Here is a 13,932-nt window from a genome sequence, read left to right on the forward strand (position 1 = left end):
TTATGGGCTGCCACTTCCTAAAATCTATTCCTGTTTATTTATGACTAACGATTTCGCACTTTCTGCGCTGGTCATGCTTGCGCAGTATCACGGTATTGCTGTTTCTCCAAAAGATATAGAGCATCAGTTTGATCCTGAAAAAAATGGAATAAGTGTAAATGCCTGGGTTCTGGCAGCTCGCCAGGTAGGGCTGAAAAGCCGACTGGACAATAAGCCTATCTCTCGTCTCCCCTACCTCACTCTCCCCCTTCTCGTTTGGCGCGATGATGGAGAGCACTTTATTCTTGCTGCCATCGATAAAGCCACGAACCGATATCTTATTCATGATTTCCATGAAGATCGGCCAATTACACTCTCTAAAGAAGAGTTTGAAGAACGTTACAGCAGTAAAGTCATTTCCATCGCTTCCCGTAGTTCTGTTTTAGGTAAGCTGGCGCGCTTTGATTTCAGTTGGTTTATACCTGTCGTAATAAAATATCGACGTATCTTTATTGAGGTAATTGTCGCTTCCATTGCATTGCAGCTGCTGGCACTCATGACGCCCTTATTCTTTCAGGTTGTCATGGATAAGGTACTTGTTCATAGAGGTTTCTCTACCCTCAATGTCATTGTTATTGCTTTGGTCGTCGTTGTTTTGTGCGAGGTCATACTCGGTGGATTGAGAACCTATATTTTCGCGCATACAACCAGCAGGATAGACGTTGAGCTGGGCGCGCGCTTATTCCGACACATGTTAGCTCTGCCTCTCTCTTATTTTTCAATGCGGAGAGTTGGTGACACCGTTGCCAGAGTCCGGGAGCTTGAGCAGATCCGCAACTTCCTGACCGGCCAGGCTTTAACGTCGGTTCTGGATATGCTTTTCTCGTTTATCTTTCTGGCTGTAATGTGGACTTACAGCTACAAACTCACGCTGGTCGTATTCCTGTCACTACCTGTTTATATCGTCTGGTCTCTACTCATCAGCCCGCCTCTCAAAAAGCGCCTAGACACCAAATTTGCGCGCAATGCGGAAAACCAATCTTTCCTTGTCGAAACAGTAACTGCCATAGGCACGATTAAGGCAATGGCGGTAACGCCCCAGATTACCCACAAATGGAACAAGCTGCTTGCCAGCTATGTTTCTGCCGGTTTCTCGGTGACTCATCTCGCTACTGTAGGGCAGCAAGGTATACAGCTCATCCAGAAGGCCGTGATGATCATTACGTTATGGTTAGGTGCCCATCTTGTCATTGAGGGGCAGCTGACCATTGGTCAGCTAATTGCCTTTAATATGCTTTCAGGGCAAGTGACGGCACCCGTTTTACGCCTGGCCCAACTCTGGCAAGACTTCCAGCAGGTGGGCATTTCCGTCGCGCGCCTGGGGGATATCCTCAACTACCCGACAGAGGTGTCAGGGAACGGTATTAATCTGCCGCCACTCAAAGGGGATATCGAGTTCAAGAACATCAGTTTCCGTTACAAGCCGGAGATCCCGCGCGTTCTTGAGAACGTTAGTTTTAATATAGCTGCCGGTGAGATTATTGGTGTAGTTGGTCGTTCAGGATCGGGTAAGAGCACGCTTACTCGCCTTCTTCAGAGGCTCTACGTACCCGAACAGGGGCAGATATTGATTGATGGCCATGATATTTCCCTGGTTAACCCAGCTTCCCTGCGCCGCCAGATTGGCGTCGTGCAGCAGGAAAACATTCTGCTTAACCGCTGCATCCGAGAAAACATTGCGCTGGCCTGTCCGGGCATCGCAATGGAGAGAATCATTGCTGCCTCCCGCCTGGCTGGCGCTCATGACTTCATAAGCGAACTTCCAGAGGGTTACGACACCGTGGTTGGCGAGCAGGGTTCTGGCCTGTCTGGTGGCCAACGACAGCGTATAGCTATCGCTCGTGCGCTGATTACTGACCCTAGAATCCTGATTCTGGACGAGGCTACCAGTGCTTTGGATTACGAATCTGAAAACGCCATCATGCGGAATATGCACAACATCTGTAAAAACAGAACTGTGATCATTATTGCCCATCGGCTCTCAACCGTGAGGATGGCTGACCGGATTATGGTGATGGATAAAGGGAACGTAGCCGAGTCCGGAACCCATCAGGAATTGCTGGCTCGCCCTGACGGCATTTACCACTACCTTCATCAGTTGCAATCTGCTTAACAAGGGAATGAACATGAAATTATGGATGCAGGGTATTTCAGACCTGGTGAAGAAGTATTTTGTAGTTTTCCGCGAAGCCTGGTCAATAAGGAAGTCGTTAGACGCTCCCAAACGGCTACGGGATGAGTATGATTTTTTGCCGGCACATCTTGAACTGACCGAAAAACCGGTATCACCTCTTCCTCGGATTGTAGCGCGCACAATTATGATCTTTCTGGTCTTGGCGATATTAATTTCCGTCTTCTATAAAGTTGAGATCGTTGCTGTAGCGCCAGGCCAGCTGATATTGAATGGCCGTAGTAAAGTCATTCAGCCACTGGAAACTTCGCGTGTGAATAAAGTCTATGTGAGAAATGGCGAGAAGGTCAAAAAGGGGCAGTTGTTGATCTCTCTTTCTGCGATAGGTGCGGAAGCTGAGAATGCCCAAAATAAAAGCGTTCTGGCGCAATCACGCCTTGATGAACAAAGGCTGGAGGCCCTCCTTAACGCAACGGAGAATGATTTGCCTCCATTAATGACATCCCCTACCGGACCAGATTCCGAGAGAGCCAATCAGTTGATGCAAGCGCAATTTGTCGCATGGACTACATCCCGTGAGCAGCAGCAGGTCATTATTCGCCAGAAGACGGCTGAACAGGCAGCTATAAAATCCCGGATAGCTAAACTGGAGCAACAGAAACGTATAATCCAGATAAAACTAAGCGATATGCGCTCTCTTTATAAAAAACAGGCCATATCTAAACATCAGTTACTGGACCAGGAAAATCAGTATGTGGAAATAATAAATGAACTTGAGGTGTTAAAGAGTCAAATAAGAGAGGCCAGTGAGGCTGTTGCTCACGCTCATAATGAGTACAGGCTTCTTAAACAAACATTCCGTAGGGACCTGATGGAGCAACTTAATCAATTACGGGACACTATCCAACAAGTAACCTATGAGCTGGATAAGAACCGAGAACGGCTGGATGCATTACAAATTACATCGCCAGTCGATGGTGTTGTACAACAACTGGCCACCTTTACACAAGGTGGTGTTGTTACAACGGCACAGACACTGATGGTTATTGTTCCGGAACACGATCACCTTGATGCAAAAATTAAAATTAGTAATAAGGATATCGGCTTTGTTTCGCCCGGACAGGACGTCGTTATAAAAGTCGAGTCATTCCCTTATACTCGTCACGGTTACTTGCATGGTATCGTCAAAACGGTAAGTAGTGAAGCTATCGAGGATAACCAGAAAGGATTATATTTTGATGGGGAAATCATGTTACTTGATTCGGTCATGATGGTTGAGGGAAAAGAAGTAAGGATGACATCAGGTATGAACATTACAGCAGAAATAATCACAGGTTATCGTCGGGTAATTGATTTTGTTCTTAGTCCTATAAAGGGAACAATTCATGAGAGCATGACTGAACGTTAATTCTTGCTATGTCAGGAGTAGCCAACAAAAACTGGTCTCAATTCTAGATTTTCAAGTATCTACCTTCCGATTCGTTCGGTATTAATCCATCATAATATTAATGATGGTCTGAATGCATGAATATTCAACTATATGGCCATGTCATTACATGGCGGACTGGTAGAGGCTGCAACAACTAGTGTAAACCCCAGACATGTGGCAGAGAATGACTACAGGATAAAGCACACTGAGCGTCCTGATTATCAGGAACTTTTCAGGGAGTCCTGACATCAAGAGCGTATAATATTCCTTTTTCATTTCTATCCTTTGTGGTTTTTTCTTTAGCTAACGAATTTCGATTTGTTCCAGAGTTATCGGGGGAGGCCTTTGACGCTTTGCCATGACGTTCATCTCACGATTGTTTGAACTGTCATAGAGGAGCGCTCGACATCCATAGCTGTGTTGGCAGCTGCTACTACCAAACTGGCTAAATCCTTCTATCTGAGAAGGAGCGTATGATTATTGTTGATAACAGAAATGTTATGTTATAACATTTGTCGGTACTACATGTTATTGATACAACAGCAGGGCGGATATCGAATAACTTTATGAAAGTGTTATTTTTTTGTGTGCTGTTATCAGTCGCAAGTATAAAGCAAAGTGTTACCAATTTAGTTCATGATGCATTCACTCAACAATATTATATTTCTTTATTCTATGAGTCAGAGGTTACAACAGATAATAAATATTCAATGAGTTATTTTATGGAACACTCTTTATTTGTTACTTCTGATTCAATTTATTCATCTTTTTCAGAGGTTGTAAAATACATTAGGAGATTAATAAAGAAACTTTATTCCGAATAAGCAAGAATAACTATCGCCTTTTTTAAGTAGAGGTTTTATATTTCAAACCAGACAATGTTCATTAATAATGATGGAGCAGTAATGAAAAAACTTTACCTAATTAAATTAATGTTTATCGCTGCAATTTTTTTTGCAACATCTAAAGCATTAGCAGGCAGTTATTCAGTTATCAATCTGATTAATGAACGTTTGTCATATATGAAAGATGTAGCCGGGTATAAGGCTCAACACCATCAGGCGATAGAAGATTTGCTTCAAGAAAAAAAAGTATTACAAAATGCTATTGCTGATGCAGGAAAACTAGGAATAAAAGAGGATACCGCAATACCTTTTATCCAGGCCCAAATGGATGTTGCGAAAGCAATCCAGTACCGATATCGTGCTGACTGGCTATCGGTTCCTGAAACTGACTGGAAACCTCGTCCACTTAAGGATGTTCGAGAACAAATCGCTCAGTTAAACTATAGAATTCTGCAGGATTTGGCTAAACGGTTGAAGTCAGAGGGATCGCTGACTGAATGGGAAAAAGTGCACTTTATGCAGAATATCCAACAGCAAAATTTAAATGAGATGGATAAATTGTTGATTTGGAATGCATTGAGAAAAGTATCTTTGAAATAAGGGGAATACAGAGAATGAATCGTATGAAGATAAAAATAAACTGATAATACACAGGGCTTCTGATACATAAAAGTAGTGTTTATTTCTATTTTTATGTCGAAGCCAGGATGACTCAGTTACACCAGATTTATCTATCAGGAGCTCTGTTTAATTGACACAACTCAGCGATATAATGGTTTATTTATAGATATTTGTGTCTCTGTGAACTGAACGTATGCATATTCTAATACGCTTTAACCCAATAAAAAATAAATGATATCCAATAAACATTCAAGAGGGTTATGCCAAAATTTGCGCATCGGTAATAGGAGGTTGTTGCCATGATTACAGATTGTTTACTTAAAAAAGATCCTTTTTTGTCCGACTCAATTGTTGGGTGGGGGGTAATAAGGTGTTCTCCATGGTGTTTATTTGGTGTATTTTGCAATTATGAGCAAGCATTAGAGTTTGCTGCAATTCTTGGTAAAGACTATGAGGTGTTTTGGGGGACACATCGATTAGGGACCTCTGAGTTTTGGTGCGGTTTTGAGTGATAACAGGTTTACTCACTAATTAACAATTCAAACAACCTACATATGAAATATTTTTTAGCTCCTCTACAAAGCAGAGGAGCATTTAGTTAATGTAAATCCGTAAATTAATATAGCACTGTTAACAGCAATTTATCCTAACACAGATTTATCAGCACAAACATTTTCCAAGTTTAAAGGGGGCTGACCACAGAAGTTTATACTTCCATTCAGGCCTGAAAGCTCCTATAGAATATATCATTTTTTTATTATTTTCATGACAGTATTTTCTGGCTCTATTAATATTTGACCACATAAGGACACTTCCAGGACTGAGTTTCATACAGCCATCATCATTCAGTATCGCACCATTTGGGACATCATAATAAACATTACATGAACTTTCAGATTTCAAAACAATGTCAATAGCACAAGGCTTATTATTCCAAAATAGCACGTGCCCAAATATCATTTTCCGCAGATAAGAAACAAATCTCAATAAATCATCATATTTATAGCAAGGTAACATATTTCCAAATCGAGACTGGAAAAGTGATATGTATAATCTGGCTATTTCACTATCTGATAACTCCTCTATGCATTTAATCTCTCCACCGTTTCTGATAAATCTCTGGACTTCATTTCGTCGTGTTTTTTCAAATTTCGTGGAAAATTCTTCTTTTATTATGCAGTTTTGCTTTTTTCTGGCTATACTCCATGTTGCATTTATTATGTTAGGTTTATTTATCATGGATAATTTATTCGTTTTGTCCGGAAAAAAGCATTTCGTATGAGAATCAAAAGGAATTAAAATCTCATCAGATGACAAAGGATAACGCCTTCGAGCCATTATGCCAACTTGCGTTCCATTGCACAGGAAGTATGCGCCTTTAATATCACCATTTTTTTCATAGTGAAAAAAATCAATCTTCCATGCATGATTCTTCATAAAAAATGAAACAACATCCGGGTGCATGTTTACGCTCCCGCCGTATTTTTCAAAAGCCAACTTATATATTTCGAATGTAGATGTTTTCCAGGATGTAATGGTTCGCTTAAAATTTTTTATAAGCACAGTATCCTCCAGATTTTTCCGTTTCCATTTTAGCTTTCTGTTAGATATTGATTGTTCATAACGACGGCCGTTTATAAAAAGTATAAAATTTATTTAAAATCCACTACCATTTGTTGTGGGATCGACAGATGTTTAGTCGTTTCTATACAAGTTTTAATATAGTCAGTAAATTTTGGTGGTTTGGGCATTCCGATACCCAGTAATTTCTCATTGCTGAAAGTGACATTAAGCATGCTGAACGCGCCGTACAAACGAATGGCTTTTAGCATAAGACGTTCATTACAGGGACCAAAAATATTCTTTAATTCATGTCTCTCCATGACCAGCACGTCATAGCTAACTTTAGTATATTTATCACCAACGGGAGTTCCATTCAGGGCACAGGCTATAGATTTGTCAATATCTGCAAATGTTACACTGCCTTCTTTACCTGCAGATATATGAATAACTTCTCCCTTAGATAACGAGCTTTCCAGTAGCATTAACAATGCATCAGCACAATAGTCCACAGGAATGACATCTATTCTATCATCCAGTGAACACATAAATTTTTGTAACATTAATCCCATTCTGAACACCCAGAAAATACTGGTTGAAGGTAAGCACCCTAAATGGGTGTGGCCGACAATAATGGATGGACGGGCAATCAATAAGGGCAAGTTGGGACATTCTTTGCGCATCAAAAGTTCTATTGTTGCTTTTGAGCGCGTATATTCTACCAAATGCTCTCCTGTATCTAATGCTGCAGCATCTTCCGTTACTAACGAATTTGCATTCGGAGTACATGACATAGCAGTTCCAACATGAATAAAGCGTTTTAACCCTGTAACTTTTGTCATTCTTTTGGCAAAAGCAAGCGTACCTGTAACATTTACACTCCATATAAGAGGGTTATTGCCAAAAGAAGCAACTGCTGCACAATTAATAACATATGTGACTTTATCAAGACGAGGGTCATAGAGGAAGGTCTCCGGGTTATTTAAATCCCCGAGCAATATATTATCAATTGTTAAAGAATGTAATCTATCCTCGCAAATATTAAATTTGCGACCATTGTCTTTAACCCTCTCAAGTCCTGTATGTTGCGAATCGGCTCGAACTAAAAGTAGCAATTCTATATTTTTTTGATTGTTCATCAGTTTATCTAGCACAGCACCGCCGAGAAATCCAGTGGCCCCAGTGAGTAATAATAAGTCCATGTTCAACCTCTTTTACTTATAAAAATAACATTATGAAAATAACTTGATTAGCATAAACCAATCATAAACAAAATAATTATTTGCATGGAGTTAAATTATGCATAGCCATTAATGAATAATAACCATAAAGAATAAAAAACCTAAGTTTATATGTTAAAAATAGATAAGGCGCGACATCTTCATGAAGCACTATTCCTCTTTTCATTCAGTTGGTTGTTTTATTTTGGTTAATCTTATCTGGAGATACAGCTACTGTCCGGTGTTTCTGTGGGCTACATCACTCCTTTAAAATTGCAGATTAACACAAGCACCGTTTTTACATTTCTGATGATAAAAATATTTATATATTACTTAAATGACTTAATATTATTAACATGCTAATTATCAATCATACAACAAATTGAGCATCTTAATTTCTGAGACCTGACAGCAATAATCTTAAACAAAAAATAAACAAAACAATGTTTCACGATTGACGTGGAAACAAAGACTCAACGAATATTTATCTGATTAATCAGACTTAAAGGAATCACATTATTATGCGGTTAAAGTTTCTGGCAATGGTATTATCTGTTCCCATTACATTCAATGCCCTTGCTACTACTGAATTTCTCACTTTTACCCCTGAGAAAATCAGTACGGAACTGAATCTTGGTACACTGAGTGGTAAAACAAAAGAGCGTGTTTACGCACCTGAAGAGGGTGGACGAAAAGCCAGTCAGCTGGACTGGAAATACAGCAACGCCGCTATTATTAAAGGTGCTATTAACTGGGATCTACTCCCCCGTTTGTCCTTCAATGCATCAGGCTGGACAACCATCGGTCAGAAAGGGGGAAATATGGTTGACCGTGACTGGTTGGACTCAGATAAACCTGGCATCTGGACTGATGAGAGCAGGCATCCCGATACCCGACTTAATTTTGCCAATGAATTTGACCTGAATATCAAAGGATGGCTCTTAAATGAACCAGATTATCGCCTGGGGCTCATGGCGGGATATCAGGAAAACCGTTACAGTTTCACCGCCAGAGGCGGCTCTTATATCTATTCTTATGAAGGGTTTAGGGATGCTATTGGCACATTCCCGGATGGCGAAAGAGCCATAGGTTACAAGCAGCGTTTTAAGATGCCTTATATTGGCCTGACTGGAAGTTACCGCTATGACAACTTTGAACTGGGCGGCACATTTAAATACAGTGACTGGGTTGAGTCATCTGATAACGATGAACATTATGACCTGGAGAAAAGAGTCACATATCGTGACAAAGTAAAAAGTCAGAATTATTATTCTGTGGCCGTCAATGCTGGCTATTATATAACATCTAATGCCAAGGTGTATGTTGAGGGTACGTGGAATCGGATCACTAACAAGAAAGGTGATACATCTCGTTATAATAGAAACAGCAGCGTTTCTGAATTCGACAAAAACAGTGCCGGTATTGAAAACTACAATTTCATAACTACAGCGGGTCTTAAATATTATTTCTGATTCTCTGAGTGGGTTGCAGGACTGACCTTTTAAAATTAGCTCCAGTAGATACTGGAGCATTTACTATAGGGAACTGGAATACCACTTTCATCGTCATGGAAAACTTAGACTATGATAACGAAATGTCTCTTTCGCCGCACCGAGTTCTTTATCGCAGCGCTGTTCATTATTCTTATCTGCGTTTTGCTCTTCTTTCTGAGAAGTCCTGATATACCAGAATTTGTTACGGCCCCAGTGCGTAAAGGTGATATAGAAAATTCCGTTCTGGCAACTGGCCGCATTGATGCGATTGAACGCGTTAACGTAGGGGCACAGGTATCAGGCCAGGTGAAATCACTGAAAGTAAAACAGGGCGACTACGTGACTAAAGGGCAGCTGATTGCCGAAATTGACGACTTGCCTCAGCGTAATGATTTGCGCAATGCTGAGGCTGCGCTCAGCGAGGTTAAAGCCGAACTTCAGTCGAAGCAGGCGCTCCTGAAACAGGCTGAATTGCGTTTTAAGCGCCAGCAGCAAATGTTAAGAGAAGATGCCAGCTCCCGTGAAGATTTTGAGTCTGCAGAGACAATGCTTGCCACCACTCACGCCGAATTACTGTCTCTGAATGCCAAGCTTGTCCAGGCACAGATAGAAGTGGATAAGAAAAAGCTAGCTCTTGGCTATACACGAGTTGTAGCGCCGATGGACGGTATTGTTATCGCCGTCGTCACTCAGCAGGGACAGACCGTTAACTCAAACCAGAGTGCGCCAACGATCATTAAGCTTGCACGTCTGGATGTTATGACCATTAAAGCGCAGATCTCCGAAGCCGATATCACCCGTATTTCCGCTGGGCAAAAAGCCCGTTTCACTATCTTTTCCGAACCGGACACGCACTATAATGCGACGCTGCGAGCAGTTGAGCTGGCACCGGAGTCAGTGATGAAAGATGATTCTCTTGCCAGCAACAGTTCGGTTTCAGGAGCCAGTTCTTCAAATGCTTCTGTTTATTACAATGCCTTGCTCGATGTGCCTAACCCAGAAAACCGACTCCGTATTGCCATGACAGCGCAGGTTACACTCCTTATTGAAGAAGCCAAAAACACATTGCTGGTGCCCCTTCAGGCCGTGCGCAGAACCGGGGAAAACAAGCAACAGGTCCAGGTGCTGGCGGCTGACGGTAAGCTGGAAACCAGGAATGTGACAACTGGCATAACCAACGGATTGGATATTCAGATCCTCGAAGGCTTAAAGATTGGAGAGAATGTTGTGTTGTCGTTGCCGGAAGAGAAAGCAACCGAAGAAGAGATTGTGCTGTGAGAAAGATTATTGAGCTAAAAGGGATTAGCCGAACTTATGGCAATGGTAGTCAGGCACGAACCGTCCTTAAAAACGTCGATTTGACTATCGCGGCCGGAGAAATGGTGGCAATCATCGGTGCCTCAGGCTCAGGCAAATCAACCTTAATGAACATAATGGGTTGCCTTGACGTACCAGATAAAGGCGATTACTTCATCAACGGGCAAAACGCCGCCCACCTTTCGCCCGATGAGCTGGCCAGAACGCGCCGGGAACATATTGGCTTTATCTTCCAGCGATACCATTTGATTCCTGATCTTAGCGCACTTGGTAACGTGGAGATCCCGGCCATTTACGCCAACAGCGAACGAGGCAGCCGTCGGATGTACGCAACCGCGCTGCTTGGTAGACTTGGGCTGAAAGGACGTGAGCATCATAAACCTAGCGAACTTTCAGGTGGTCAGCAGCAACGCGTCAGTATTGCCCGGGCACTGATCAACGGTGGAGAGATAATCCTGGCGGACGAGCCAACTGGCGCTCTGGATTCGCAATCCGGGCTAGAAGTGTTAGCCATCCTGAGTGAGCTTAATCGGCATGGTCATACCGTAGTAATGGTGACCCACGATATGACGGTTGCCCGGCAGGCGAAGCGCATTATCGAACTGCGTGATGGCGAAATTATCTCTGATAGCGGCAGTTGCGTATCTGTAACAAAAACGTGGCGACAAACCAACAGTATCCGGCAAAGCTATTGGCAAACACTGTTCGATCGTACGCGTGAATCGCTGCAAATGGCGCTAAAAGCGATGAATGCGCATCGTTTACGCACCACACTTACCATGATTGGGATTATTTTTGGTATCGCTGCCGTTGTTACTGTAGTGGCATTGGGTGAAGGTGCCAAGCAGAAGACACTGGAGGAGATTAAAAGTCTGGGTACAAATGTGGTCCGCATTTATCCTGGGCGAGATTTTTTTGATGACAGCGTTGAGAGTATTCGAACACTAATACCTGCGGACGCTGATGCACTAGCGAAACAAGGATTTGTCGACAGCGTAAGTCCGGAAGTTAGCACATCAGATAATATTCGTTTTCTTGGTAAATCGGCAATGGCTTCCATCAACGGCGTAGGGCGGGAGCATTTTCGGGTAAAAGGTATTGAGTTGTTACAGGGGACAACTTTCAGGGATGATCGTAATGCCCTACAGGAAGTCATTATTGATGAGAACACCCGCAAGGCTATTTTCGACGATGCGGGGCTACAGGCTCTGGGGCAAATAATCCTCCTTGGTTCCGTGCCTGCACGAGTGGTTGGCATTGCCAGAAGCAGCGACTATAGCGATATGCCAAACCGCATTACCGTGTGGATGCCTTACCGCACAGTGATGTACCGTATGGTGGGCAAACCGGTTCTGAGCAGTATTAGCGTCAGGCTAAAAGACAATGTGAATAACGAGGCAGCGATTAGTGCAATCTCCCAACTGTTAACCCGGCGTCATGGTGTAAAAGACTTCCAAGTCTACAACTTTGAACAAATCAAAAAATCTGTCGAACGTACCTCAATGACCTTCAGCATTCTAATTCTGATGGTCGCCAGTATCTCACTAATGATCGGCAGTATCGGGGTGATGAACATCATGCTGGTCTCTGTAACGGAACGAACTCATGAAATTGGCGTACGCATGGCTGTCGGCGCGAGATACGGCGACATCATGCAGCAGTTTATTATTGAGGCCGTATTAGTTTGCCTGATTGGTGGCGCATTGGGTATTGCATTGTCATATGCCACAGGCATGCTCTTTACCGCCCTGGGGGACGAAATGTTCACGGTGATATATTCGTGGCAGGCTGCTGTCACCGCGTTTTTCTGCTCAACCTTAATCGGTATGATTTTCGGTTATCTCCCCGCCCGCAAGGCAGCAAGGATGGATCCGATCATTTCACTGGTCAGCGAATAATCTATGAAAATTTTATCACCTTTGGCTTTATGCCTTACCACCGCACTCTGTGCAAGTTGCACAAGCGTGCTGAAAAGTGACTATCACGCTCCCGAAGTGGGCTATCCCATCAGTTGGGTCCAGAGTGATATGGACGGAAATACAGCCCCGTTTGACTGGAAAGAATTTAACGATCCTCATCTCGATAGCTGGCTTCGCCTGGTGATGACAAGTAATAACGACATGGCTATAGCTGCACTGCGAGTGCATCGGGTGCGGCTGGATGCGGAAAGAACAGGCATCACCAATTCTCCTGCATTAAAAGGTTCACTGGGTGAGGACGGGAAAAAACAGCTGAATAACTCGTCCGGTTGGACAAAAAGCGGTTATGCCAGTCTCAGCACCAGCTATGAGCTGGATCTCTGGGGCAAAATTGCCCGTCAGCGTGACGTTGCTGAGTGGGCAGTCCATGCCAGTGAAGAAGATTTTCGTTTCGCGCGCCTGATGTTGCTTTCAGAAGCCAGCAATAATTACTGGCGCATCGGTTTTGTAAATCAACAAATTGCCATCCTCCAGCAGAGTATCGACTATGCAAAAGAGACGTTGCGTCTGGCCGAGGTTCGATATCGAGCAGGAAGCACCTCGTCGCTGGATGTGATCGACGCGCAGCAAAACCTGCTCACGCAAGAGAACCAGCTCACAGGGCTACAACGAGAACGTTTACAGATACTCAATCAGCAGGCAGTTCTGCTCGGCATTGTTCCGGGGGGGCAGATAGTCGAGCCAACAACGCTGCCAAAAGGAAGCCTGCCTAAGGTCAATGCGAATATTCCTGCCAGCGTTCTGATGCGTCGGCCTGACATCAGCGCTAAAGAATGGCAGTTGCGTGAGGCGCTGGCTACGGTTGATATAAAGCGTAGTGAATATTACCCCACCTTCAACCTGACTGGCGCTTTGGGTACCAGCAGCACTTCGCTACTGGCATTACTGCATAATCCGGTCGGTTCTGTAGGCGCTAACCTAACTCTACCGTTTCTGGAGTGGCGGCAGCGGGACATCGAGGTAAAAATTGCCCGTAACGATTATGAACAGCGAGTGCTGGAGTTTAAACAGCTACTTTATAAGGCAATGAGCAGCATAGAAGACGCGCTTTCATTACGTAACCAGCTGCAGGTTCAGGAGACAAGACTCAGGGAAGAACTGGAACTTGCACGTAAGTCAGAGAGATTAAACGAAGTGCGTTACCGGCATGGTGCAATACGTATTTCATTCTGGCTTGATGCTCAGGAAAAACGCCGTCAGGCGGAATTTCGGCTGGATGAAAATCGCTTCAATCAGTTGCAGAACTTAGCAAAAATTTATCTTGAGTTTGGTGGGGCTCCAGCATTTCCTTAGATCTT

9 protein-coding genes are annotated in these 13,932 nt (G+C 43.3%); 7 read left to right on the forward strand and 2 right to left on the reverse strand.

Going from position 1 to position 13,932, the window contains the following annotated elements; genetic code table 11:
• Positions 1 to 40: 40 nt before the first annotated feature.
• The 3 genes from A31E_RS21240 to A31E_RS21230 all read left to right on the forward strand — a co-directional run bounded on the left by A31E_RS21240 (position 41) and on the right by A31E_RS21230 (position 5,044).
• Positions 41 to 2,152, forward strand: coding sequence for a type I secretion system permease/ATPase (locus A31E_RS21240; protein ID WP_001523399.1), 2,112 nt, complete (start codon positions 41 to 43; stop codon positions 2,150 to 2,152).
• Between the two features lie 13 nt (positions 2,153 to 2,165).
• Entirely contained in the window at positions 2,166 to 3,578 is a 1,413-nt protein-coding gene (locus A31E_RS21235; RefSeq protein ID WP_001523401.1) for an HlyD family type I secretion periplasmic adaptor subunit, read from the forward strand.
• A 926-nt stretch (positions 3,579 to 4,504) separates the two neighbouring features.
• Positions 4,505 to 5,044, forward strand: coding sequence for a chorismate mutase (locus A31E_RS21230; RefSeq protein WP_001523402.1), 540 nt, complete (start codon positions 4,505 to 4,507; stop codon positions 5,042 to 5,044).
• 681 nt (positions 5,045 to 5,725) lie between these two features.
• Here the strand turns inward: A31E_RS21230 and A31E_RS21225 are convergent.
• A complete protein-coding gene (locus tag A31E_RS21225; RefSeq protein ID WP_024193543.1) occupies positions 5,726 to 6,628 on the reverse strand; it encodes an antimicrobial resistance protein Mig-14 in 903 nt (300 codons plus the stop codon).
• An 89-nt stretch (positions 6,629 to 6,717) separates the two neighbouring features.
• Positions 6,718 to 7,827: an SDR family oxidoreductase gene (locus A31E_RS21220; RefSeq protein ID WP_001523408.1), complete on the reverse strand. Its 1,110-nt coding sequence runs from the start codon at positions 7,825 to 7,827 to the stop codon at positions 6,718 to 6,720.
• 539 nt (positions 7,828 to 8,366) lie between these two features.
• Here A31E_RS21220 and A31E_RS21215 point away from each other — a divergent pair.
• The 4 genes from A31E_RS21215 to A31E_RS21200 all read left to right on the forward strand — a co-directional run bounded on the left by A31E_RS21215 (position 8,367) and on the right by A31E_RS21200 (position 13,927).
• Positions 8,367 to 9,317 carry an omptin family outer membrane protease gene (locus tag A31E_RS21215; RefSeq protein WP_016233118.1) on the forward strand — a complete coding sequence of 317 codons (951 nt, stop codon included), beginning with the start codon at positions 8,367 to 8,369 and terminating at the stop codon, positions 9,315 to 9,317.
• A 111-nt stretch (positions 9,318 to 9,428) separates the two neighbouring features.
• Positions 9,429 to 10,616 (forward strand): macrolide efflux RND transporter periplasmic adaptor subunit EtsA, encoded by a 1,188-nt coding sequence (locus A31E_RS21210; RefSeq protein ID WP_001523410.1) that lies wholly within the window; start codon positions 9,429 to 9,431, stop codon positions 10,614 to 10,616.
• On the forward strand, positions 10,613 to 12,553 hold the full coding sequence (locus A31E_RS21205) for a MacB family efflux pump subunit (protein WP_016233119.1): 1,941 nt from the start codon (positions 10,613 to 10,615) through the stop codon (positions 12,551 to 12,553). Before A31E_RS21210 ends, A31E_RS21205 begins: the two co-directional genes overlap by 4 nt.
• 3 nt (positions 12,554 to 12,556) lie before the next feature.
• A complete protein-coding gene (locus A31E_RS21200; RefSeq protein ID WP_016248307.1) occupies positions 12,557 to 13,927 on the forward strand; it encodes a macrolide efflux RND transporter outer membrane subunit EtsC in 1,371 nt (456 codons plus the stop codon).
• Positions 13,928 to 13,932 lie beyond the last annotated feature (5 nt).

The sequence above is a fragment of the Escherichia sp. KTE159 genome (assembly GCF_000408805.1).
Classification (GTDB): domain Bacteria; phylum Pseudomonadota; class Gammaproteobacteria; order Enterobacterales; family Enterobacteriaceae; genus Escherichia; species Escherichia marmotae.